The organism is Mesorhizobium shonense, from assembly GCF_040545255.1.
Taxonomy (GTDB): domain Bacteria; phylum Pseudomonadota; class Alphaproteobacteria; order Rhizobiales; family Rhizobiaceae; genus Mesorhizobium; species Mesorhizobium shonense.
This window is the reverse complement of sequence record NZ_JBEPLM010000024.1, coordinates 36,741-61,628: the sequence shown is the minus strand read 5'-3', so window position 1 is coordinate 61,628 and position 24,888 is coordinate 36,741. Positions and strand designations below refer to the sequence as shown.

Sequence of the window (24,888 nt, the reverse complement as noted above, 5' to 3'; positions counted from 1 at the left end):
GGGCAGAGCCTCACCGACAGCTTCACCGCGGTCTCCTCCGACGGCACCGCCAGCCAGCTCGTCACCGTCACCATCCACGGCACCAACGACGTGCCCGATATTCATCTTGTGGGAACCGGAATCCCTGACACTGCGTCGGCTACTTTGACGGAGACGAACGCCGGCTTGACCGCCAACGGCACCTTGACGGTAACCGACGCCGATGTTGCCGACACGGTCAATTCCTCGGTCACAACTGTCGTAGCATCGGGGACAACAGCTGGCCTCGGCCTAACCAACGCGCAGCTTCTCGCAATGCTGGCTGTCTCACCAACCTCGGGCTTGGCCGCCAACCCGACCGACACCCACAACCTCAACTGGACTTTCAATTCCGGTACCCAGGCCTTTGATTACCTTGCTGCCGGTCAGTCATTGACGCTCACCTACACGGTCCAAAGCACAGACAATCACGGGGCTTCCGATACGCAAACCATAACGGTGACTGTGAATGGGACCGACGAAGTCAGCCCAACGTTGATCTCCACGATTGTGGACGGCAAACAGGGGAACAACGCAACGCCGAGCACGGTAACCATAACATTTGCTGCGCCTGTCACCGCAAATTTTGTCAATCTGTCGGATGTGATGCATGTTTCCGGTCTGCCAAATGTGACGGTCATAAACGGCACAGGCAATTTCACCGATTCGACGCATTACACTTTCCAAGTAAACAAGGGTGCAGGCAGCAGCAACGGCTCGTCCTACACTCTTACTATCGACAGCGGGGCGTTCTCGGACACTTCGGGTCATACCAACGCCTCGACAACGAAAAGCGGCCTCAAGCCCGCCGGCACCGCGGGCGAGCCGATCAATCTTGCGCTGACCGACCCGTCAGAGGGCCAGACGGTCACCGTCACGGTGAAGGATCTGCCCTCCGGCTGGACCATTGACGGCGCCACGCAGAACGCCGATGGGTCATGGGCGGTGCAGTCCAACGCCGTGCACGAACTCACGGTCACCACGCCGGCCGATTTCGTAGGCGCGGCGGTGCTCGACATCCACATGACCTGGATCAACGCCGACGGCACCACGGGCAGCATGTTCGTCGCCGACAATGTCGAGGCTTATGCGTCCGGTTCTCCGATCTTCGCCTGGTCGGGCGACGACGTGCTCACCGGCTCCAGCGGCAATGATTTCTTCGTCTTTTCGCAGCCGATCGGCAACGATACCGTGCACAGCTTCGATGCGACCGCCGACCAGATCGACCTCGTCGGCTATTCCGGTTTCCAGAGCTTTGCCGACGTCCAGGCGCATACCGCCGACGACGCCAGCGGCAATGCGGTGATCGCGCTCGGCGACGGGCAGTCGATCACATTGGAAGGCGTGCATTCCACCGCGCTCGGCGCCGGCAATTTCGTCTTCGACCAGACACCAGTGGTCAACAACGCGGGCACCATGACGATCGGCGACGGCGCCTTGCTGCCGCTGAGCGGCACGGTCAACAACAGCGGCGTCATTGCGCTCAACTCGACCGGTGACGGAACCCTGCTGCAGGTTATCCAGCATGGCGTCACCCTTGAGGGCGGTGGGCAGGTCGTCCTCTCCGACAGCGCCGCCAACATCATCTCCGGCACCGGTCCGGACGTCACCTTGATCAATGTCGACAACACGATCTCGGGCGCCGGCCAGCTGGGCGATGGCATGCTCGGCCTCGACAACAGGGGCACCATCATCGCCTCTGGCACCAATGCGCTGGTCATCGATACCGGCGGCAGCGTCGTCGTCAACTCAGGCACGCTGGAAGCGACCGGGTCGGGCGGCCTAGTCGTCGCCGGCGGGGTGGCGAATTCCGGCATGCTCGAGGCAAATGGCGGCAATATCGTCATTCACGGTGAAGTCACCGGCGACGGTGATGCCACGATCGGCAACCTGTCGAAGCTGGAATTCGGCGCAGCCTCGTCAACGGATGTCACCTTTGCGCAGAATGCAGCCGGCACGCTGGAGCTCGACGACTCCTTCGACTACAGCGGACGGATCAGCGGCATCACCAACGACGACAAGCTGGACCTCAACGACATCCTGTTCGGTGCCGGAACGACGGTTGCCTATCAGCCGAGCCAGGATGGCAGCGGCGGCACATTGACTGTCTCGGATGGAGCGCACAATGGCACGCTACACTTGCTGGGTTCCTACGATGCCAATGGCTTCAAGCTCGCCGATGACGGCCAGGGGCACACGGTCGTCACCTACAATCCGGCGGAGTTCACGCTGACCGGCGTCAGCAGCGGAACGAGCGAGTTCGCCGTGTGACGGAAAGAGGGTGAGCCCGCAACCACACGCGGCTCACCCCGTTTCTGCGCCGGCCGAGCGTTTAGCTTACGAATTAAGGTTTACAACAGGTTTACGAGCGGACCGCGTGGCCGGTTGAGGAATCGGGAGTAGTATCGCTTCCGGGCACGCATTTTGGACAGGGGGCGGTTCTCCGCTGGGTATTTTGGGTCTCGACAACAAATCCAGGATCGTCAGGCAAGCGCTTCTCGCTTGCCGCCGCTATTTCCTCTTTGCGGCGGTGTTCAGCCTGGCGATCAATCTGCTCTACCTCGCATCGCCGCTCTACATGCTGCAGATCTACGACCGCGTGGTCACCAGCGGCAGCGAGACGACGCTGGTGATGCTGACCCTGGTGCTGCTTGCGGCCTTCCTGGCGCTGGCCGGACTCGACCTCGTGCGCGCGGCGATCCTGACGCGCGCCAGCGCGCGGCTCGACCGGTTGCTTTCCGCCAAGATCCTGGCGGCTTCCGTCGAGACCCCGTCGCAGGGTGCCTCGCAAAGCCAGCCGATCCGCGATTTCGACACCTTCCGGCAGGTGATCACCGGCAGCGGCATCCATGCGCTGTTCGACCTGCCCTGGTCGCCGATCTATATCGGCATCATCTTCCTTCTGCACCCCTGGCTCGGCTTCTTCGCGCTCGGCTCCTCGCTGCTGTTGATCGCCATGGCGGTGCTCAACGAATACGTGGTCCGGGCGCCGCTGAAGCAGGCCAACGATCTTGCCACGGCCAACTACAGTTTCACCGAGATGAGTCTGAGGAACGCGGAAGTCGTCCGCGCCATGGGCATGATCGACGGGCTCGTGCGCCGTTGGGGGCGCGATCGCGGCCTGGCGCTCCGGCGGCAAGGGCAGGCCAGCGACCGCGCTGCGCTGATGTCGGGTTTGATCCGCTTCCTGCGCCTCACCATGCAGTCGCTGATCCTCGGCTTCGGCGCCTATCTGGTCATCGAGCGGCAGATCACCGGCGGCGCGATGTTTGCGGCCAGCCTGTTGCTAGGCAGGGGGCTGCAGCCGGTCGAGCAGATCGTCGGCCTCTGGCGCAGCCTGATCCTGGCACGGGCGGCGCTTGCCAGGGTCGAGAAGCTGCTGGACGGCAGCGCGCAGGGCGAACGCTCGTTCAACCTGCCGCAGCCCACCGGCAAGATCGCCGTCGAACAATTGAGCTTCGCCATTCCCAACCTGAAGGTGCTGCTGCGCGATGTCTCCTTCCGGCTCGAGGCGGGCGAGGCACTCGGCATCGTCGGCCCCTCCGGCGCCGGCAAGTCGACGCTCGCCCGTCACCTCGCCGGCATTATGCAGCCGAGCCGCGGCACGGTCAGGCTGGACGGCGCCGACCTGACGCAATGGGGCAGGGAGGCGCTCGGCGACCATATCGGCTACCTGCCGCAGGATATCGAGTTGTTCGCCGACACGGTTGCCGCCAACATCAGCCGCTTCAAGACCGATGTCGACCGTGAGGTGATCGAGGCCGCCCAGCTCGCCGGCGTACACGAGATGATCATCCGCCTGCCGCAAGGCTACGAGACGCAGATCGGCGAGGGCGGAGCGGTGCTGTCCGGCGGCTACCGCCAGCGCATCGCGCTTGCCCGTGCGGTGTTCGGCACCCCGAACCTGATCGTGCTCGACGAGCCGAGCTCCAACCTCGACGCCGATGGCGACCGCGCGCTGGCCGAATGCGCGCTCGAGCTGAAGCGTCGCGGCAGCACGGTGATCATCGTCTCGCACCGGCCCTCCACGCTCGCCAATGTCGACAAGATCCTGCTGCTGCGGGACGGTGCCGTCGAAGCCTTCGGCATGAAGAACGAGATCGTCGCGCTGCTCAACCAGCGCGCGGCGCCGATAACGGTGGCCACCCAATGACCGACATCGCCGCCAGCTATCGCAGCCTCTTGGGCGCCGACAACACCGGCACCAACCCGGAATCGATCCGCGCACCGCTCTGGATCGGCCTGCTCATCATTGCCGCCTTCTTCGGCGTGTTCGGCGGCTGGGCGGCGGTCGCGCCGCTCAACGGCGCGGTGCTTGCCGACGCCGTGGTGAAGGTCGAGGGCAACCGCAAGAGCGTCCAGCATTTCGATGGCGGCACCGTCAAGGAAATCCGGGTCAAGGACGGCGATATCGTCAAGGCGGGCGATGTGCTGATTGCGCTCGACGACACCCGAGCCCGCGCCGAATTCAACCTCTACTCACAGCAATATGCGCTGCTGCGCGCCACCGATGCCCGCATCCGCGCCGAGCTCGACGGCCATGAGGCGGTCGCCTTTCCGAAGGACATCACCGCTGAGCACCAGGCCTATCTGCAGGACGCGATGGCCAACCAGATCACCGACCTCGAAAGCCAGCGCGCCTCGATGGCCGGCGCCAGGCAGATCCTGCAAAAGCGGATCGCCGAGCTCGAAGAGCTGATCGAGGGCAAGCAGGCGCGTGTCGAATCCTTCCGCGCCCAACTCAAGTCTACCGTGGACGAGAAGGCGGGCCTCAAGAAGCTGCTGAAGGCCGGGCTGACGACGAAGCCGCGTATCCTCGAGCTGGACCGCTCCGCCTCCGACCTGCAGGGCCTGATCGACCAGGCGCTGGGCGAGATCGCGGGAAACCGCCAGAGCAAGGCCGAGCTCGAGAGCCAGATCGCGCAGCTCACCAACGAGCGCCGCGCGAAGCTCTCGGCCATGCTGATCGACACGCAGTCCAACCTCGCCGATCTGGTGCCGAAGATGTTTGCGGCGCAGGCCACGGTCGACCGTGCCGAAGTGCGCGCGCCCTATGACGGCCAGGTGATGGACCTCACCGTCTTCTCGACCGGCGCGATCGTCGCTCCCGGCCAGACCATCCTCGACATCGTGCCGGCCAGGAATTCGCTCATCGTTCAGGCGCAGGTCAAGGTCGAGGACATATCCAGCCTGCGCGCCGATATGACCGCCGAAGTCCGCTTCACCTCATACAAGCAGCGCACCACGCCGGTCATCCACGGCCGCGTGACCCATATCTCGGCGGACCGCGTCACCGATGCCAAGACAGGCTTTCCCTATTATGTCGCCGACATCACGGTGGACGCGAAGGAACTCGCCGCGGCGCCGCAGATCCAGCTCTACCCCGGCATGCCGGCATCCGTCATGATCGTGACGGAGGAGCGTACCGCGCTGGACTACATCCTGGGTCCGCTGACGACGTCCCTGCACACCGCGTTCCGCCAGAAGTAGAGAGGCCGGCCGCTGTAGAGAGGACGGGCGACGCCTCTACAGTGTCTATGGTGCCCGCCGGTGGCTAGACGACCTCGGCGCCAAGTCTCGATCAGGCGTATTCCCATTGCGGCAATGGCTTTCGCCGCGATCGCCACGGTTGTGGCCGTTATTGTCATAAGTGCCTTGCCGCATTGAGCATGTCGGAACGATTTGCCGCTCTTGAGATACAGCACATTGATGCGAACCACGCGCTGTTCATGGTTCTGATGGAATGCTGCCAGGTGATCTTTGATGTCTGCGGGGAACCGGGGCTCCCGCTGTGATCATCGCGCTAAAGAGTCCGGGAGGGCCAAGAAGCCCAACAAGGAGATCGCCGAATGCGCATATCGACTCGCGCTGCGTCTGATGCAGCTGCGCTGAACCGCGTGGTGACCCAGCTTATGTTGGCCGAGCAGGTAGGGAAGCAAAGCTGCGGGGATAATACCAAGCGGAACTTTGAAAAGGTGCAGATTGCACATCGGTGAATGATCTCTTCTCGAGCGTCGCCGTCGAAGGCTAAGCCCGAGCTCTCCTCCGCCACTTCGCTCGCCAAGCAAGGAGCGTGCGGGAAGCTCTACCAGGCTGGCGGCTGGGCAGGGCTGCCGTTTGAAACCATGCGGCTCGGCGCAGCCATGTGGGATTGCCGCAGTGTCGTTTAATCGATTGTATCGGCCGCAAGGCCTCAACCACTCCTTGCGTAGGCCCCTCTACCATCGTATCGCTCACAGCTTGGATCGGAAGTCTCGTTCGCCAATTTTTGGTTGTGGCGTCGCCTGGCCGCCGCAGTTGCAAGCACCGCGCTTTTGGGAGGAGAGCTGCTATCATGCGTATGCCAGAAGCGGAAAAGATGTATTCATTCCTGAAGTACTTATATACTCGAAATAAGATGGAAATATTTTTCCGTTGTGATTAGTTAAATTGAAAATAGATTCCTTGATGTCTTTTTTGGATCCGCCTAGATGCTGCTGAATTGTCGCGCTGAAACGTCCATGCGCGACCATATCTAGATTATGGCGAGAAAGCCTATGAAAACTCTCAGGCTCACCTGGGAGTGCGGTAGCTATGGTCTTAAGCGTATGGAACCGAACTGCGGCACCGCTGTAGGCCAGCTGAGCCAACCCGCCCCGAATACTGCAAGATTGCTGCCCTAGGTTATCATTTGTCTTTTGAGGTCAACAGACAAATGTGCACCCCCGACGTTGCTACTAGGACCGTGTGGTGATGAGCGCTCTTGCGTCAGGCCAAATGCGGTCAGACCGGGCTGAATGACGCGATCGACAAGCGGCGTTCGCTTGTCCGGCCAAGACCTACATCAGAGCAAGGCAATCCATTTTTTCCGAAGGGGAGTGCGGTGGCGCGCGCTGATCAAAACACCAATGTCTCGTCTATCGATCCGATGTTGCTCTCTGAGTTGGTGGGAGCCGTCTACGACTGCACAATAGAACCTTGCGGTTGGCTCCGCACGATGGCCATGATCGGAAAGGCGACGCGATGCTGTTCAGGCATGATGATCATAAGCGGTGTCGATCCGCCGACAGTTCGCCTGCTTGAGGCATGGAACATAGAGCCGGGGATTCTCAGCGAGTTCGGCTCCGAGATTGCGGGCTCTAGGGTTGGCCTGCCGGATTTCTGGACGCGTGATCTGGACCCGCCGTTTTCACTCACCCAAGAGCCTCCGCACGTCGTTGGCAGCACCCGTTGGATTCAGGAGAAATTGCCGTCGCGCGGATATATAGATTCAATCCACTTGATCCTTATGCGCCAAATTGATCGCTTCACCGTTTTCTCTCTCTACCGACATGAGAGCGAGGGAATGATAACGGATCGGGATCGGCATATCCTTCATGTGCTCGCGCCGCATCTACGCCGGGCCATTACGATCAGTGAATTGATCGACATGAAAAATCTGGAAAACGCTGCGTTTGGTGAGACCTTGGACAATGTCGCCGCAGGGGTTGTCATTGTCGGGCCGACAGGACGCATCCTGCACACCAACGAGCCGGCCCGAGCCATGCTGGCGTCCCGCTTACCGATCATTTCGCAGGGGGGTAAAATCGGCGCTCGACATCCGGACGCAACCACCAAGTTGCTCCATGCGATCGAACTAGCCCACGGTGATGAAACAGGTATCGGCCGCAAGGGAACAGGCGTGCCACTCGTCCACGGCGGCAGTACGGTGGCGACAGCACATGTGCTGCCACTTGCGAGAAACACGCGCACCCGGCTCGTCGCCGAGGCCACGGCCGCCGTCTTCGTCGTTGCCGCCGACACACCATCGCGAGTCGATATGGGAACCGTTGCGCGGATGTTCGGATTGACCCCTGCCGAAACGCGCATGCTTGCACGTCTTTCCTCGGGTGAGAGCCTGACCAATGCTGCACGCAGCCTCGGCATTGGCATCACCACTGCAAAAACGCATCGCACGCGCATTTTCGCGAAGATGGGCGTTGCGCGTCATGCCGAGCTTATGGCTTTGGTACAGCGCCTCGTCCCCCCGAGCCTATAGCAAGGCTCCGAACCGGGCGACAGGGTCGGCGTCGGCCGGGTCGAGGGTAGCGGTGCCCTGGAAATTCACCGGAAACCGGCCGAGGCAGCCTAAGGGGCGAAGTACCGGGAAAGGCGCCATGATGGCATTGCTCCGCGACGAGCACCGACCCGAACGGAATTCTCATACCGCCTAGCAATCGTCGTATTTTGCGATCTGCTAATATACGCGGCCTGCCGCAGGCTCGCGAGTTGTTCTCTAATTCGAAGCATCACGCAAGTATTTCTCACCGTCTCAACCTTTAGGATGACGACGGCAGCGTTGACCTTGCCTACGAGACCGACGTTTGCCGCCGGGGGGTGGCATTGGAGGGCCCGCGGCCTGTCGCAGGGCTCCATATGCGGGAGGCACGATGGGATGACGATGCGCTTCAGAATTTTCGGACGTCCGAAACGTGGCGATGTCTGAGCGGCAGTCGGGACCATCAACGGACAATGAAAGATCTGTTCGACCTCGCGCTTCCGGCAAAGTGGTTTGTAGTCGCCACAAAGGCACGGAAAGAAGCGGTTGCCGCGCTCAACTTGGATAACCAGGGATTTCGCGTGTTCCTGCCGAGGATGCGGCGAACTGTATCTCACGCTCGCAAGATATCCACTCGTGCGATCCCGTTGTTTCCAGGTTACCTGTTTGTGAAGGCGTCCGAGGGGGCGCGATGGAGGTCCGTTAACGGAACATTCGGTGCGGTCAAGATCCTCACGAACGGCGAGACGCCCGCGACCGTTGAGCGAGGATTTATCGATGCACTGAAGGCAAGGGCTGGAGCGGATGACATTATCGATTTCGGCGTCGGTCTCCAGCCCGGAGACCGCGTGGAATTGATCGGCGGGCCGTTTGCCAGGCAGATAGGCGCCCTTGCTACCCTCGACGAAAAGGGCCGGGTGACCGTGCTTCTGGAACTTCTGGGCGGATGTGTGCCTGTGAGCACGACGGCTCAAAACTTGTTGCCGGCGTAGGCAGCAAAAAGGGAAGGGGGCGCGCTTCTTTGCGCATCCTTGGGTCAAGTTTCTTATCGCCGGGCGTCTCATCGCACCCGGAGTGCGGTAGCGTGGGACGCTGGAAGGTGGGCTGGAGCCGGCGAAAATTTCCAGGGGCACCCAACGGTTAGAGCGCGATGCTGGCAATCATCGCAAGTGTAGCCGCGGCCGTTGGGTTCGCCGTACTCGTTGCCCTTTCTGACGGCTGAGTCTTACCAGCTGCTCATATGGAACCGGATCATTGCCCGCTAGGTCTCCTGGAGCTCGCGCACCGCTTCTGCACGCAGCCCGCTCATAGATTGGGCGCGAGTACATCGGTGCGCCACCGGCGGGGTGGCTTTGCCGCTGGTACGGCAATTTCAAAACGCGGCGCAAGGCGTTTCCCATGCGGGACGATGCTTGATGAGCCAAATGGACATGACGGATCTGTATTGTCACAGCGTGGAAGAACCTGGTCAGAAAAACACAGCATCCGCATTTTCTGCGGCTGGATTGCAGTCGCTTTCAGGCTGGCGGTTCTACCTTATTTCGTTGGCATTTGCCTGAACCCCTCATCTGCCGGCTTGAGCCTTAAACACGGACAACTTTGATGTGGGCGCCTGCATTGGCAGTTCAAGGGAGCGCTTGTTGAAGGGGATTATCCTTGCGGGCGGCAGCGGAACACGTCTCTATCCGCTTACATTGGCGGCTTCTAAGCAAATTCTGCCGATCTATGATAAGCCGATGATCTATTACCCGCTGAGCGTGCTGATGCTCACGGGAATCCGCCAGATCCTGGTCATTTCAACTCCGCGCGACTTGCCGGTCTTTCAAGCTTTGCTGGGTGACGGTTCCGAATTCGGTGTGGAGCTTTCCTACGCCGAGCAGCCGCAACCCAACGGCCTCGCCGAGGCTTTCATCATCGGCCGCGAGTTCATCGGCCAGGACAACGTGTCGATGATTCTCGGCGACAACATCTATTTCGGCGAAGGCCTGTCGCATCTGTGCCGCGGCGCGGCGACGCGTGAACGCGGCGCCTCGGTCTTCGCCTACCATGTCGAGGATCCGGAGCGCTACGGCGTGGTCTCGTTCGACAAAGCCACCGGCAAGGCGCTGACGATCGAAGAGAAGCCTCAGAAACCGAAGTCCAACTGGGCCGTCACGGGTCTCTACTTCTATGACAACGATGTCGTCGACATTGCCTCGACCATCCGCCCCTCGGCGCGCGGCGAGCTCGAGATCACGGCGGTCAACAATGTCTATCTGGAGCGCGGCGAGCTGCAGGTGCACCAGCTCGGCCGCGGCTATGCCTGGCTCGACACCGGCACGCATGACAGCCTGCATGAGGCGGCCTCGTTCGTGCGCACCATCGAGCATCGCCAAGGCATCAAGGTCGCCTGCCCGGAGGAGATCGCCTTCGAGCAGGGGTGGCTCGACGCCGACAAGGTTCTGGAACGCGCCGCGCGCCTGGGCAAGAATGAATATGCCGCCTATCTGCGCAAGCGGGTCGCCGATCTGACGGAGGAACGAGTTGCTTGAGGTCAGGCCGCTCGGCCTCGAAGGCGTGCTGGAGATCGTGCCGAAGCGGCACGGCGACGCGCGCGGTTTTTTCAGCGAGACCTGGAATGCCGCGCGTTTCGCCGAGGCCGGCATCGATCTCGCCTTCGTGCAGGACAACCATTCCTATTCCGCCGCCGCCGGCGTGCTGCGCGGCCTGCACTACCAGCTTGCGCCGCGCGCCCAGGACAAGCTGCTGCGCGTCATAAGGGGCAGCGTGCTCGATGTCGCGGTCGACATCCGCCGCTCCTCGCCGACCTTCGGCAAATGGGTGGCGCTGGAGATATCGGCCGGGAAGGGCAACCAGATCCTGGTTCCGAAAGGCTTTGCGCACGGCTTCGTCACGCTCGTGCCGGACACTGAGGTGCTGTACAAGGTGACCGACACCTATTCGCCCGAGCATGACTGGTCGATCCGCTTCGACGATCCCGCGATCGGCATCGAATGGCCCACTGTTCCAGGTGGGTTCCAGCTTTCGGACAAGGACCGAAAGGCGCCGTTGCTTGGCCAAGCCGCGGTGTTTGCGTGAGGAAGGACGGCGGCATGAACTTTCTGGTGACGGGCGGTGCCGGCTTCATCGGCTCGGCCGTATGCCGGCATCTGTGCGCCAACCCGGCCTACCGCGTCACCAATCTCGACAAGCTGACCTACGCCGGCAACCTCGCTTCGCTCAGGCCGATCGAGAACGCGCACAACTACCGCTTCGAGCAGGCCGACATCTGCGACGAGCGCGCGGTGCTGGAGATCTTGCGCCGCGACGACATCGACATCGTCATGAACCTCGCCGCCGAGAGCCATGTCGACCGCTCGATCGACGGTCCCGGCGCCTTCATCGAGACCAATATCGTCGGCACCTATCGCATCCTGAACGCCGCGCTCGACTACTGGCGCGGGCTGCCCGGGGAGCGCAAGTCCGGCTTCCGTTTCCATCATGTCTCGACCGACGAGGTGTTCGGCGATCTGCCTTTCGACGGCGGCATGTTCGTCGAGGAGACGCCCTATGCGCCGTCCTCGCCCTATTCGGCTTCGAAGGCGGCGTCGGACCATCTGGTGCGGGCCTGGCACGAGACCTACGGCCTGCCGGTGGTGCTTTCCAATTGCTCGAACAATTACGGCCCCTACCATTTCCCCGAAAAACTGATCCCGCTGGTCATCCTCAACGCGCTCGACGAGAAGCCGCTGCCGGTCTACGGCGCCGGCGCCAATGTGCGCGACTGGCTGTTCGTCGAAGATCACGCGCGCGCGCTGGAACTGGTCGCCACCAAGGGGCGGCCGGGTGAGAGCTACAATGTCGGCGGCAATTCCGAACGCACCAATCTCGGCGTCGTCGAGGCAATTTGCGATCTGCTCGACCTGAGGCGGCCGCGCGCCGGCGGCAAAAGCCACCGCGACCTGATCACCTTCGTCACCGACCGCCCTGGCCATGATCGCCGCTACGCCATCGACGCCTCCAAGATCGCGCGCGACCTCGGCTGGGCGCCGCAGGAGAATTTCGACAGCGGCCTGGCAAGGACGGTCGACTGGTATCTCGACAACAAATGGTGGTGGGGCCGATCCGGGAGCAGCGCTACAATGGCGAGCGGATGGGCCAAGGCCCGATCGAAACCAGCCTGATGGGAAACGGCCCAATAGGAAGCCGGAAGATCGAAAACACCAACGTCGAGAGCAGGGAGGGGGCCCTGTGAGGCTTGCCGTCACCGGACGCGAGGGCCAGGTTGCCTTGAGCCTTATCGAGGCGGCACGGGGCCGCGAGGATGTCGAAGTCGTCGCTGTCGGCCGGCCGGCGCTCGACCTGGCGCGCCCCGAGACGGTGTTTCCGGCGCTGGCAGCGGCAAGGCCCGACATCGTGGTTTCGGCCGCGGCCTATACGAATGTCGACCAGGCCGAGGACGAGAAGGAATTGGCCTTCACGGTCAACGCCACCGGCGCCGGCAAGGTGGCCGAGGCGGCGGCAGGGCTCGGCGTTCCCGTCATCCATTTGTCGACCGACTATGTCTTCGACGGCGCCAAGGACGGGGCCTATGTCGTGACCGACGCGACCGCCCCGCTCGGCGTCTACGGCGCCTCCAAGCTCGCCGGCGAAAAGGCCGTGGCGGCCGCCAACCCGCGCCACCTCATCCTGCGCACCGCCTGGGTCTACAGCCCGTTCGGCAAGAACTTCGTCAAGACGATGCTGAGGCTGGCTAGCGACCGCGACGAGATTTCGGTCGTCGCCGACCAATGGGGCAATCCGACATCGGCGCTCGACATCGCCGACGCCATCCTGCACGCGGCTGCGACGTTCGATCGCGACAAGGCTTTCGATGCCTTCGGCGTCTACCATTTGGTGGGAACCGGCGAGACCAATTGGAGCGGCTTTGCCCGTCACATCATGGAGGCAAGCCAGGCGCTTGGAGGTCCCCATGCGAGCGTGCGCGATATCGCGACGACGGATTACCCGACTAAGGCAAAGCGTCCTCCCAACTCGCGGCTGTCGAGCGTGAAATTCAAGGACGTATTGCAGTGGCGGGCGCCCCCGTGGCGGGCATCGGTGGAAGCGGTGGCGAGCCGGCTGGTCGGAGTCGCGACGAAACCGACAATGAGCGCATGAGCGAGCATTCGTTATCCGAACGATTGCATTCCCGCGAATGGCCAAGTGGGCGGCTCAAACACGCGGATTTTCTGACGTGAATCTTCCAGATTCTGTGCTGTTAATTCTGGGCATGCACCGTAGCGGTACGTCCTTCTTAAGCGAGTGCTGCGGGCTGCTGGGCTATGACATTCCCCAAGATACGGGAGGGCCCGCCGAAGACAACCCGCGCGGACATTTCGAGCCCCAAGCGGTTGTCAGGCTGAACGATACTCTTCTGGAGGAGGGCGGGGCCGGCTGGGACAGGATCGCCCCGCCGGTCCTGCCTGAACCCGATACAGAAACTTTCGCGCGGCTGGACGAGGCTGTCCGGGAAAGCTTTGGAACTGCTAGGCGAGTGGTTCTCAAGGATCCCAGACTGTCCCTGACCCTGCCATTGTGGCGAGCTTGGACGGCGGCGCGCGATATTCGCTCTGCCGTGCTGATTGCGCTACGCGATCCGCGTGAGGTCGCCCATTCTCTAGCTCGCCGAAACGGTATGATGCCCGATTTCGCCATGCTGTCCTGGGTGGCGCATACGCTGGGAGCCATCGACGGCTCTCACGGGCTATCGCGGGCCATAGTCGTCTTTCCCGATTGGATGCGGGATCCCGGCACGACCCTGCGGTGTATTGCGGCGCTGGATGGGCAGATTGTCGTCGAAAACGTGCAGCAGCACATCGCCGGGATCTTCATCGGCGATGCGGTGCACGGCCGGGGCGATACAAAGGCTCGCGACACTCTGATCGAGGAGCTGGCGCTTGAGCTGTTCATCCTGTTGCGGGACGCGGCCCGGCGCGATGAGATACCCGACGAAGCGTTGCTGGGCCCTTTCCGTCGTCGCTTCGCCGCCCTTTCTGCCGCGGCTCGCGGAGTGGAGGAAAGCCACGCCGCCCGCCATTTGGCCACCCGGGCGACGATCGCGGAACTGACTAAGCGCTACGAGCAGATTGCCGCCGACGCAGCCCAGCGGATTTCGGCCACCGAGGCGCAGCGTGACGAGATCGTCGCCGACGCGGCCCAGCGAATTGCCGCCGCCGAGGCGCAGCGTGACGAGATCGCCGCGGACGCAGCCCAGCGAATTGCCGCTACCGAGGCGCAGCGTGACGAGATCGCCGCGGACGCAGCCCAGCGGATTTCCGCTACCGAGGCGCAGCGTGACGAGATCGCCGCCGACGCAGCCCAGCGGATTTCCGCTACCGAGGCGCAGCGCGACGAGATCGCCGCCGACGCAGCCCAGCGGATTGCCGCTACCGAGGCGCAGCGCGACGAGATGGCCGCCGATGCGGCCCAGCGGATTGCCGCCACCGAGGCGCAGCGTAACGAGGTCGCCGCGGACGCAGCCCAGCGGATTTCCGCCGCCGAAGCGCGGTGTGACGAGATGGCCGCTGACGCAGCCCGGCGCATTGCCGCTACCGAGGCGAAGCGTGACGAGATCGCCGCGGATGCAGCGCAGCGGATTTCCGTCGCCGAAGCGCAGCGTGACGAGATGGCCGCCGACGCGGCCCAGCGAATTGCCGCCGCCGAAGCGCGGCGTGTCGAGATCGCGCAGGAGGCGGCCGCCCGGCAGGAAGAGTTTGCCGAAGTCAGTTTTGTCGCCAATCAGCGACTTCAGGAGATCAGTACGTTGAAGAACGAACTGGCCCATATGCGCGCGCATATTGAGTTGACCGATCGCACCTATTCCGAAAGAAAGCTCGTGACCATACTGAAGCCGATTTACTGGCGGTTATATCGCCGGGGCGGGCGCATATTGCGTGCTATTCTGCCCGCCCCGGCACTGGAACGCCTCAAGCGCCGTTTGCCTGTTCCCGGTGGCATCCCCCGGGCCTTGGCTTTCGCTCCCCTGCCGTCTGCAACCATTGCGTCCGATGGCTATGCCGCAATCCCGGCGCGCCGGGGCGAGAAGCCAGATATTTTTGTACTGTCGATCATCAGCTGGGACTTCCGCGTCCAACGACCGCAGCATCTGGCCATCCAAATGGCGGCTGAAGGGCACCGCGTCTTCTACATCGACATGGAACGCGAAATGGGGGCGGGCTCGGCGCGGGAAGTCGCGCCCAACCTGCATGTGATCCGCTTGCCGGCGCAGGGCATGCGCAGCTTGGCCGCCTATACTGGCATTCCATCGCCCTCACAGGTCAGCGCATGGGTCCGGCATTTCCACGCTCTCGCCGATGCGGTCAGCGCTTCGCCGGTCGCGCATGTGGTGATCGAGCACCCCTATTGGTGGCATCTCGCGCGCCACCTGTCGCCTGAATATCAGATCACCTTCGACTGCATGGACGATATAAGCGGCTTCTCAAACACCGAAAGCCATGTGCTCGAAACCGAGATGGACATGATCGGCAAGGCCGACAAAATGGCAGTCAGCTCGCAATATCTCTATGACAAGTTCGGCGCGATCCGCGATGTCGTCATGGTCCGCAACGGCGCCGACGTCGGCCATTTTGTCGACTGTCCTGAAGATATCGCCGCCCCCGCATGGCTTGGGGAAAGGAAGGCGAAGGGGACGATCCGCGTCGGATATGTCGGCGCGATCGCTGAATGGTTCGACACTGATCTGATCGAGCAGGTGGCCTGCGAGAATCCGGATTTCGAGATCCACCTTTGCGGCGCCGTCACCGCCGAACAGCCAATGCGCCTGGCCAGCATAGCCAATGTCACAATGCATGGAGAAATTCCTTACAGAGACGTGCCAGCGTTCCATAAGCAAATGGACGTGCTGATCATCCCGTTCCAACTCCTGCCGATCATCAAGGCCTGCGACCCCGTCAAGTTCTACGAGTATTCGGCGGTGATGCGGCCCACGGTTTCGACCTCGCTGCCCGAACTGCACCGGGCAGGCGATCTGGTGTTCCGCTCAGACGATCCGGCAGGCTTCGCTACCCAGATCAGACGAGCGGCGCCTCTGGCGCGGGACACCGCGTTTGGCCATCGCCTACGGCAGTATGCGCTCGACAACGCCTGGTCCTTCCGTGCCCACGACATGTTGAAGGAGATGCAGCGTGAGCCGAAGCTTTCGGTCATCGTGCTGCACTACGGCACCGATACCGACATGACGCTTGCCGCACTGCATGCAATGCTCGGCCGCGGCCAAGTCTATCCTAACCTTGAGGTGGTGCTGGTCGACAACGGCTCGTCTGCCGAGGTTTTGGGCGTGCTGCGCGCCTATACGGCGGCCGATCCGCGCATAGTTCTGATCGAAAACGGTGAGAATCTGGGCTTTGCCAAGGGCAATAACAGGGGCATCGAGGCCGCGACCGGTGAGTTCATTCTTCTGTTGAACAACGACACTTTCATCGCACCGGGCGCCATGCTGGCGATGGTTCGGCACCTGCAGCGCAACCCCGAGATAGGCATCGTCGGTCCGATGACCAACAACATCGGCAACGAGGCGCGAGTGGAAATCGGCTATGCCGACATGGAGGCCATGGTCCGAGCCGCTCGGGACCTTGCCACCGGCTATCGCGGGCAATGGACCCCGGTCGCGGTCTGCGCCTATTTCTGTGCCATGTTCCGCCGTGCTGATCTGGACCGGCTGGGTCTGCTGCCGGAAATCTACGGTCGTGGCATGTTCGAAGACGACGACCATTGTGCGACCTTCCGCGCCTCCGGGTTGCAAATGGCGATCGCCGAGGATGCGTTCTGCCACCACCATCTGTCCGCGACCTTCGACAAGCTCCCCACGGACGAGAAACAGACGCTGTTCGCAAACAACAGGGCTATCTTCGAGGAGCGCTGGGGCCGCTGGGTTCCCCATGTTTATCGGGATAACCGCCCGCCCGCGACACTGTCGAAAGCATGAGACGCCGCGGACCGTCTTGTCGCACATCCAAAAGAATTCCAGCGCGTCGTTAGAGCTTGCGCTGGTGCACCGCGACGCGAATTGATCGAACGAGCTCCCTGCATATGAAACGCAAAATCCTCTGCACTATCGGGACTCGCCCCGAAGCCATCAAGATGGCCCCGGTCATTCACGCCCTTCAGGCCGATGCGGATTTCGATTGCCGCGTGCTAGCGACGGGCCAGCACCGGCAGATGTTGGATCAGGTCCTGTCGGTGTTTGGCATCACGCCCGACGTCGATTTGGACATCATGCAGCCAGGCCAAACATTGACAGGGCTCACAGGCCGCCTCCTGCTTCGGCTCGAAGAAGTGATTGCCACCGAGAAGCCCGATGCTATCCTCGCGCAGGGCGACACGACGACGGTGCTGGCGATCGCGCTGGCCGCATTCTACGGGCGCATTCCCTTCGGCCACGTTGAGGCCGGCCTGCGCACCGGCAACATCGCCAACCCATTTCCCGAAGAAATGAACCGCGTGGTCGCAAGCCATCTTACGCGGTGGCATTTCGCACCAACCCAACTAGCAGCGAACCGGCTGCTAGCTGAAGGCTATGACGGGGACAGCGTACACGTCACGGGGAATACGGTGATCGATGCGCTTTATAACGTCGCGGATCGGAACCTTGGAACTGGACTCAATCTCGACCCCGGACGCCGGCTTCTGCTAGTCACGCTGCACCGGCGCGAGAATTTCGGGGAGCCGTTGGAACGGATATGCGAAGCGCTCGAACAGTTGATGGTCAACAATCCGGACCTGCAGATGGTTCTGCCGGTGCACCACAATCCGAACGTGCGTCAAGTGGTGCACGGGCGTTTTCGGGACAACGAACGGGTGGTACTGTGCGAACCACTGGATTACGCAGCCTTTGTGGGGGCGATGAACCGCGCGACATTGATCATGTCGGATTCGGGCGGCGTACAGGAAGAGGCGCCGGCGCTCGGTAAGCCCGTTCTAGTGTTGCGCGAGACCACTGAACGCCCCGAGGCGGTCACCGCCGGGGTGACCCGATTGGTCGGGACGCAGACTGAGGCGATCCGATCGGCCGCGCAGGAGCTGCTGGACGATCCGCAAGCTTATGCCGCGATGGCGCGCCGCGAATCCCCCTATGGCGACGGCAAGGCAGCAAGCCGCATTCTCGCTGTCCTGCGACGAGACCTGCTCTCTAAAATCTCTGGAGATACGCTCGAAGAGCTGTTGTTCCCCAAAAGCGCGTCTTCGACCAACTTAGTCTGTATGTCGAGCGGCGCCTGCGTAAGTTCTGTGCCGCCGACGATATGAATCCGCGCCGGCAGTGAACAACATGCAAACGATACCCCTCCTCCTCTCCCTAACTCGTCGTGAAATCACGGGTCGTTATCGTGGTTCGGCTTTCGGCTTGCTATGGTCGCTGCTTACTCCCCTTTTTATGCTCGGAATCTACACATTCGTGTTCGGGTTTGTGATGAAGTCGCGATGGAGTCTGCCGAACCCGACGAATGCGGAGAATTCTACAGCTGAATTCGCCGTTATGCTTTTTTCGGGCCTCATCGTGTTCCAAGTGTTCTCGGAAGTGCTGTCGGCTGCCCCCGGCTTAGTTTTGAACAATCGCAATTATGTGAAGAAGATCGTCTTCCCAATTCAGATCCTGCCCGCCGTTTCCGTCGCGGCGGCACTCTTTCACGCCTTCGTCAGCATGCTGGTGCTTCTCTGCTTCGTGTGGTTCGTCTTCAGCGGCATACACTTAACCGTCATTCTCGCGCCACTGGTGATCGCACCGCTTGCAATCCTGGTCCTCGGCCTCGCATGGATATTGGCGGCGGTCGGAGTCTACTTTCGCGATATCGGATTGATCATACCCCCAGTGCTCACAGCAGTCATGTTCCTGTCGCCTGTCCTATTTCCGCGTACGGCGCTGCCAGTCGGGTTGCAGTTCTATCTCTCCGTGAACCCGCTTGCCGTACCAGTTGAGAGCTTACGCAACGTTGTGATCTTTGGTGTGCAGCCCGACTGGGTATCGCTAGGCTATTATTTGGTCGTGTCGATTGCGGTCGCGTTTCTCGGCTATCAATTTTTCCAGAAAACCCGCAGGGGTTTTGCCGATGTTCTCTAACAAGTCTGGGCACGGCGTCGATGTCGCCATTCGCGTACGCGACGTCTCCAAGCACTATGTCATGTTCGAGCGGCCAGAGGATCGTTTCAAGCAGATGGTGGTGCCGCGTCTTGAGCGTATGATCGGCCGCCGTCCTCGGCGCTATTTTCGCGACTTCGCCGCTCTGTCAGGCGTCTCGTTCGAGATCCGACGAGGCGAAACGGTCGGTATTATCGGCCGCAACGGTTCGGGCAAGTCGACACTGCTACAAATTATATGCGGCACACTGCAGCCAAGCGCGGGCTCGGTCGAGGTCGAGGGGCGCATCGCCGCACTGCTTGAGCTCGGCGCTGGCTTCAATCCTGAATTCACCGGCCGCGAAAACGTCTTCCTCAACGCCTCAATCCTTGGCATTCCGCGCAGGGAGATGGAGTGGCGCTTCGACGATATTGCTCGCTTTGCCGACGTCGGACCTTTCATCGACCAACCGGTGAAGACCTACTCGTCGGGCATGTATGTGCGGCTCGCTTTCGCCACCGCCATCAACGTGGACCCGGACATCCTGGTGGTGGATGAGGCGCTTGCAGTAGGGGATGAGGCTTTCCAGAGAAAGTGCTTCGCAAGAATTGAGCAGATTAAGGATCGAGGTGGTACAGTCCTGTTCGTCAGCCACGCTGCTCAGACGATTGTGCAATTGTGTACACGAGCGATGCTTATCGACAATGGTGAGTTAATTCTGCAAGGGGGCCCCAAAAGAGTGGTTGGTCAGTATCATCGGCTGGTAAACCTAAACGGTGAAGAGGGGATGAGCGTCCGTAAGCAAATTGTCGAAATGGGTGAGGCGACAATAGAGAGTCGTGAGGGGTCGCATTCAAGTGACGCGCTTGGCCAAGAGGCGTCGCAGCCCCAACGTATTGACGAAAGTTGGCACGACCCCTCATTGACCTCACAGTCGAGAGTTGAATACGAGAGTCAGGGTGCCGAAATTAGCCGACTGCGGATCATCGCCTCAGATGGGCGTGAAGTGAATGTACTCGAGCATGGCCAGAAATATACTTACCAATATGACGTGTTGTTTGTGGAAGATGTATATAATTTCGGATTTGGAATGCTGATAAATACGACATCAGGGCTGGGAATTGCCGGCATGGGCAAAGGGACAAGCGGTAGTCCGGCGATTAAGAAGGTAAATAGAGGATCTGTGGTCGAGGTTTCTATTGATTTCGTGGCAAACCTGTTGCCTGGAATTTACTTTCTAAATGCAGGAATAACCGGAGACACGTCTGGTGGAGGCGGATTTGTTCATCGCATTATCGACGGCGTGGCGTTTCGAATAGCGCCGGTTGCAGATCTGGAGGCAACCGGGCTCGTCGATCTTGGCGTTGCTGGCAGATACCGATTGATAGATTGAAGGGAATTGCGATGCACTCGTCCAGTTCTAATGCCGATCCCGCAAAGAGTCTTCCCACCGGATCGCCCGACCACTACACGGCTTTTGTTGGACCTCCCGACCAATACGATTTCATGGGCGCCACCCAGTTCCGCTTATTATGTGCGCTTGGCCTTCGTGAGAATCATGCGCTATTGGATTTCGGGTGCGGTAGCCTTCGGGCCGGGCGTTTGTTTATCCCTTATTTAAAGAAAAATAGATACTTTGGGATTGATCCGAACAAGTGGCTCATCGACGAGGCAGTTAGGAACGAGATAGGAGAGTCAATTGTAAAAATAAAGGAGTGCGCTTTTGACTTCAATGCGAACTTTGACTGCTCCGTGTTCATGACAAAGTTTGACTATATAATTGCGCAGTCAATATTCTCACATTCCGGGAAGAGTGAGGTGAGAAAGACTCTTGCCAGTTTTCGCGAGAATCTAAAAGAGGATGGCCTAATAGCCGCCACCTTTGTTTTGGCGGCCAGTCAAGAGGTGGAACATGCATCAGATGGATGGGTGTACCCAGGCTGCGTTTATTACTCAGAATCCTCGATCGCCGAGTTCGCTGAAGAGTCTCATTTGTATTGTGTCAAAATCCCTTGGTATCACCCCCGACAATCGTGGTTCCTGTTTTCCTGCGACAGCAAAAACCTTCCAGATGCTGAAACTGCAAGTACATATCTTAAAGGCACGATTTTAAAGAATCAGCCTGCTGCCTGACTTTTTGGTCTTCGTTTGCCTGCTTGGTATTGCAGAATACGAATCTCCCCCGCGGGAACGAACTGGCGCGAAGTCCATACCTGAAGGGATCTGCCTGTCTGGCTAGTTTGGTGGCGAGCGTCGGTCGGTCGGCCCAGTTCTGGCAGTCATATCCTTGCGTTTGGAGCTCAGTACAACCCAATGACTGCCTATGTCGAAGCCGTATCGGGACTGCGACCCAGGATGCGGCGCGCCATCATCATGGTTCAGGACCTTGTCATGGTCCTGGTCGCGGTGGCGCTCAGCCTTATCCTGTCGCAGTCGCGGCTTTCCTTCGACGCATTCTCTTCAGGGGGGCTGGGCTGCTGGGCGGTCATCGTGCTCGCCGCCCATCTCCTGTTTCGCTCCAGCGGCCTCTACAGCACCGTGTGGCGCTTCGCCTCCACGCCCGATTTCTTCAACATCCTGAAGGGCTGCGGCAGCCTAACGGTGGTCCTCTACCTGGCGTCGATTGCCTACCGCTCCTTTTTCCAGCCGGTCTCCGGCCTCAACGAGCGCCAGTTCATGGTCTTCTTCCTGGTTTCCTTCACCATCATTTCGGCGCCCAGGCTTTACTATCGCTTCCTGCGCGACGGCGCGTCCTGGCGCATCCTGCGCCGCACTGCCGCCGATGCGTCGATCAAGCAGGCGCTGTTTGTCGGCCGGCTGAGTGAGGCCGACGTGATCGTCCGCTTCACCCGCACGGCTGTGCCGGCCGAATATGCCATCGCCGGCATCATGGCGACTGAAGGTTACGCGCCGCTCGGCACCCAGATCCAGGGCGTTCCGGTGCTCGCGGTCCGCCCGCGCCTGGCCGAGGTGATGGAGGAATATGCCAAAGGCACGGAAAGCCTCGACCTTTTGATCTTCGGCAAGGGGGTCGAGGCCGAGATCGAGGATTATGCCGAACTGGTGCGTATCGCCCGTCACAGCGGCATCGCCGTCGTCCAGTTCTCCGGCTTGTCGGAGCTGGGGCAGGGAGGCAAGCTGGTGCTCGACGCCGTCGAGATGGAAACCATCATGCGCCGTTCGGCCGTCGCCACCGACATCGGGCGCATCGGCGCCTTCGTCGGAGGCAAGCGCGTGCTGGTCACCGGCGGCGCCGGCTCCATCGGCCGAGTCCTGGTCAAGCGCACTCTGGAACTCGGCGCCGAAGCGGTGCTGGTGGCCGACAATTCCGAATTCGGCATTTTCCAGCTCAACCAGTTGATCGCCCAAAGGGACAGCAATCGGTTGACCAGCCGCATCGTCGACGTCACCGACCGGCCGCACATGATGCGCCTCGTCACCGAGTTCAAGCCGGCGATCATCTTCCACGCCGCGGCACTGAAGCATGTGCCGCTACTGGAGGAAAACTGGGAAGCGGCGATTGAGACGAATGTTTTCGGCACGCTCGTCTGCGCCGAGGTCGCGGCCGCATGCGGGGTGCCGCAGTTCCTGTTGATTTCCAGCGACAAGGCCGTCGATCCAACCTCGGTGCTCGGCGTCACCAAGCGCGCGGCCGAGCAGATCGTCTCCTCGTTGCATGAAACCCATGCTGCGCCGTCACCCCTGCCTGTCGCCGTGGCGAACGGCTATGATGCCGGGGGCTTAGGTACCAAGTTCATCGCCGTGCGCTTCGGCAATGTCTTTGGCTCCAACGGCTCGGTGGCGACCATCTTCCAGGCGCAGATCGAGGCCGGTGGTCCAGTCACCATCACAGACCCGGGCATGACGCGCTATTTCATGACGATGGCCGAAGCTGTCGACCTCGTCATCATGTCGGCTGCCGACGCCGAGCCGCGCCAGGGCAGGGACGACTACGCCATCTACATGCTCGACATGGGTGAGCCCGTGCCGATCCTCGAAGTCGCCGAAACCATGATCCGCATGGCCGGCAAAAGCCCGTACACCGACATTGCGATCCGCTTCATCGGCATCAGGCCGGGCGAGAAGTTGCACGAGGCGCTGCATGGCGAGAACGAGGAGGTCGTCAAGCTCGACACCGCCAAAATCTTCGGCCTCAGGACCGACGTCGTGGAATGGCGAAGGATCGAGGCCGCGCTGCCGGCGCTGGTGGCTGCCGTGCGGGAGTGCGACAAGGCGGCGGCTTTGGCCGTGTTAGCTGGACTGCAGCATCAGACTGACGACGACACCGCCGGCATATATGAAGAGACGTTGCCAAAAAGGGCGCTGCAGGCGGGTTAGTCTGACCGGTTCGTCGACGATCGATTATCGAACGCCCTGCAGGTAAGTGATTCGGAAGCCGTGACCGGACGAGATCAGCGTGTGGCCGTTCTCATGGGCACGAAGGATGGCGCGGCATTCATCGTTGAGCAGTTGGAATCCTTGCTCGCGCAATCATGGGCTCACGTCGACCTCTGGGTTTCCGATGACGGCTCGACGGACGCCACGGCCGCGATCCTCGAGGCGTGGCGATCCCGTTGGAACAAGGGTTGCCTTACGGTGGTGGAAGGCCCGCGAAAGGGATTTGCCGCCAATTTCCGCTCGATGATCATCGATCCGCGCATTAGCGCCGACTATTACGCTTTTTGCGACCAGGACGATGTCTGGGAGCCGGACCGGCTGGAGAGCGCCGTTCGCTGGATGGAGGGGCAGGATGTGCAAACGCCGCTCCTGTTCTGCTCGCGTACGGCGACCATCTCGGAGGACGGCGTCTCGGCCGGCTATTCACCGCTGTTCCGCCGACCGCCGTCTTTCCCCAACGCGCTGGTGCAAAGCATCGCCGGCGGCAACACCATGCTGTTCAACCGCGTTGCGCGCGACCTCCTGGCAAAGGCGTCGGCAAGAACCGAATTCGTCAGCCACGACTGGTGGGCCTATCTCATCGTGACTGCCGCGGGCGGCAAGGTTCGCTACGAGCCGCGGCCGCTGGTCAGATACCGGCAGCATGGGGCAAACCTCGTCGGCGCCAATGTCTCGTGGAAGGCGAGGCTTTCAAGGCTCCGGCGTCTCTTGAAGGGCCAGTTCGCGACCTGGACAGAGGCTAACCTAGCTGGGCTCGCCGTGAATGGGGACCTCATCTCGCATGACGCGGCGGCTTGCCTCGGCCTGTTCATCAAGGCGCGCGAGGGCAATGTCTTCAGGCACTTCCGCCTACTCGGCAAATGTGGCGTCTACCGGCAGACCTTCATGGGAACGCTCGGGCTCTACCTCGCTTTCCTTTGGCGCCGAATCTGAGCCGTGACGGCAAGCAGGCTTTCGACTTGACTGCTGGCGGTAACGGTCGCCGGGTGAGCGGGCGCTGTCTTTTCCTGCCCACGAGCTGCGCACGATGCATCGCACACCCCATCGTTGCCCCCGAGGCGCAGCCAGTCCGGTCACCACCGTCGGCAAGGTGCTGCGCCGAACCAAGATCGACTAACTGCCGCAGCGCTGAAGCGTGCTTACGGGCGAGAAGAGTCTCTGGCCCCGTCCGTGCGTGCCGACGCAGCCATCTGATCCGGTTCGCCGGCGTCGCGGCAATTCTTGAACGCGGCGCAGTGAACGACATCCGTCCGGCGCGTCGGCGCCGGACGGCGTCGCTCGCCGCGCCAAGTCCCATCCGTGCAGCGCGATGCGATCCGTACCTGTGTCGCAGCCGGCCAGCGATCCGGCGTCCGATGAAGGG

General features: G+C 61.3%; 15 protein-coding genes and 1 pseudogene. All 16 read left to right on the top strand.

Annotated elements, in window-relative coordinates:
- Nucleotides 1-2,289: beta strand repeat-containing protein (locus tag ABID26_RS34125; RefSeq protein WP_354417898.1), on the top strand; the 2,289-nt coding region annotated here is incomplete at its 5' end.
- 184 nt (nucleotides 2,290-2,473) lie between these two features.
- The gene (locus ABID26_RS34120) at nucleotides 2,474-4,171 is read left to right on the top strand and encodes a type I secretion system permease/ATPase (protein ID WP_354417896.1); all 1,698 of its coding nucleotides are present in this window, start codon (nucleotides 2,474-2,476) and stop codon (nucleotides 4,169-4,171) included.
- Complete coding sequence (locus ABID26_RS34115) at nucleotides 4,168-5,508, top strand: HlyD family type I secretion periplasmic adaptor subunit (RefSeq protein ID WP_354417895.1); 1,341 nt, start codon at nucleotides 4,168-4,170, stop codon at nucleotides 5,506-5,508. The genes ABID26_RS34120 and ABID26_RS34115 overlap by 4 nt, the downstream gene beginning before the upstream one ends.
- A gap of 1,252 nt (nucleotides 5,509-6,760) precedes the next feature.
- On the top strand, nucleotides 6,761-8,035 hold the full coding sequence (locus ABID26_RS34110; RefSeq protein WP_354417893.1) for a helix-turn-helix transcriptional regulator: 1,275 nt from the start codon (nucleotides 6,761-6,763) through the stop codon (nucleotides 8,033-8,035).
- Between the two features lie 473 nt (nucleotides 8,036-8,508).
- Nucleotides 8,509-9,027, top strand: a complete 519-nt coding sequence (gene nusG / locus ABID26_RS34105) for a transcription termination/antitermination protein NusG (protein ID WP_354417891.1) — start codon at nucleotides 8,509-8,511, stop codon at nucleotides 9,025-9,027.
- Between the two features lie 648 nt (nucleotides 9,028-9,675).
- Complete coding sequence (gene rfbA, locus ABID26_RS34100) at nucleotides 9,676-10,566, top strand: glucose-1-phosphate thymidylyltransferase RfbA (protein WP_354417889.1); 891 nt, start codon at nucleotides 9,676-9,678, stop codon at nucleotides 10,564-10,566.
- The gene (gene rfbC, locus ABID26_RS34095; RefSeq protein ID WP_354417887.1) at nucleotides 10,559-11,113 is read left to right on the top strand and encodes a dTDP-4-dehydrorhamnose 3,5-epimerase; all 555 of its coding nucleotides are present in this window, start codon (nucleotides 10,559-10,561) and stop codon (nucleotides 11,111-11,113) included. Before rfbA ends, rfbC begins: the two co-directional genes overlap by 8 nt.
- Before the next feature lie 14 nt (nucleotides 11,114-11,127).
- A pseudogene (gene rfbB / locus ABID26_RS34090) lies at nucleotides 11,128-12,269 on the top strand (dTDP-glucose 4,6-dehydratase).
- Nucleotides 12,266-13,174, top strand: a complete 909-nt coding sequence (gene rfbD, locus ABID26_RS34085; protein ID WP_354417885.1) for a dTDP-4-dehydrorhamnose reductase — start codon at nucleotides 12,266-12,268, stop codon at nucleotides 13,172-13,174. Before rfbB ends, rfbD begins: the two are co-directional and overlap by 4 nt.
- 37 nt (nucleotides 13,175-13,211) lie before the next feature.
- Nucleotides 13,212-17,000: a glycosyltransferase gene (locus ABID26_RS34080; RefSeq protein WP_354417883.1), complete on the top strand. Its 3,789-nt coding sequence runs from the start codon at nucleotides 13,212-13,214 to the stop codon at nucleotides 16,998-17,000.
- A 104-nt stretch (nucleotides 17,001-17,104) separates the two neighbouring features.
- The gene (gene wecB, locus ABID26_RS34075; RefSeq protein WP_354417881.1) at nucleotides 17,105-18,319 is read left to right on the top strand and encodes a non-hydrolyzing UDP-N-acetylglucosamine 2-epimerase; all 1,215 of its coding nucleotides are present in this window, start codon (nucleotides 17,105-17,107) and stop codon (nucleotides 18,317-18,319) included.
- Between the two features lie 22 nt (nucleotides 18,320-18,341).
- Nucleotides 18,342-19,130, top strand: coding sequence for an ABC transporter permease (locus ABID26_RS34070; protein WP_354417879.1), 789 nt, complete (start codon nucleotides 18,342-18,344; stop codon nucleotides 19,128-19,130).
- Complete coding sequence (locus ABID26_RS34065) at nucleotides 19,120-20,520, top strand: ABC transporter ATP-binding protein (protein ID WP_354417877.1); 1,401 nt, start codon at nucleotides 19,120-19,122, stop codon at nucleotides 20,518-20,520. The genes ABID26_RS34070 and ABID26_RS34065 overlap by 11 nt, the downstream gene beginning before the upstream one ends.
- A gap of 11 nt (nucleotides 20,521-20,531) precedes the next feature.
- Nucleotides 20,532-21,260, top strand: a complete 729-nt coding sequence (locus ABID26_RS34060) for a class I SAM-dependent methyltransferase (protein ID WP_354417875.1) — start codon at nucleotides 20,532-20,534, stop codon at nucleotides 21,258-21,260.
- A 180-nt stretch (nucleotides 21,261-21,440) separates the two neighbouring features.
- Complete coding sequence (locus ABID26_RS34055; RefSeq protein WP_354417873.1) at nucleotides 21,441-23,465, top strand: UDP-N-acetylglucosamine 4,6-dehydratase; 2,025 nt, start codon at nucleotides 21,441-21,443, stop codon at nucleotides 23,463-23,465.
- A gap of 81 nt (nucleotides 23,466-23,546) precedes the next feature.
- A complete protein-coding gene (locus ABID26_RS34050) occupies nucleotides 23,547-24,458 on the top strand; it encodes a glycosyltransferase family 2 protein (RefSeq protein ID WP_354417871.1) in 912 nt (303 codons plus the stop codon).
- The last annotated feature ends 430 nt before the right edge of the window (nucleotides 24,459-24,888 follow it).

What these genes read in the sequence shown, in the direction of transcription:
- ABID26_RS34115 (WP_354417895.1), top strand. Translation starts at nt 4,168, where the DNA reads ATGACCGACATCGCCGCCAGCTATCGCAGCCTCTTGGGCGCCGACAAC.
- nusG (WP_354417891.1), top strand. Translation starts at nt 8,509, where the DNA reads ATGAAAGATCTGTTCGACCTCGCGCTTCCGGCAAAGTGGTTTGTAGTC.
- ABID26_RS34080 (WP_354417883.1), top strand. Translation starts at nt 13,212, where the DNA reads ATGGCCAAGTGGGCGGCTCAAACACGCGGATTTTCTGACGTGAATCTT.
- wecB (WP_354417881.1), top strand. Translation starts at nt 17,105, where the DNA reads ATGAAACGCAAAATCCTCTGCACTATCGGGACTCGCCCCGAAGCCATC.
- ABID26_RS34070 (WP_354417879.1), top strand. Translation starts at nt 18,342, where the DNA reads ATGCAAACGATACCCCTCCTCCTCTCCCTAACTCGTCGTGAAATCACG.
- ABID26_RS34065 (WP_354417877.1), top strand. Translation starts at nt 19,120, where the DNA reads ATGTTCTCTAACAAGTCTGGGCACGGCGTCGATGTCGCCATTCGCGTA.
- ABID26_RS34060 (WP_354417875.1), top strand. Translation starts at nt 20,532, where the DNA reads ATGCACTCGTCCAGTTCTAATGCCGATCCCGCAAAGAGTCTTCCCACC.
- ABID26_RS34055 (WP_354417873.1), top strand. Translation starts at nt 21,441, where the DNA reads ATGACTGCCTATGTCGAAGCCGTATCGGGACTGCGACCCAGGATGCGG.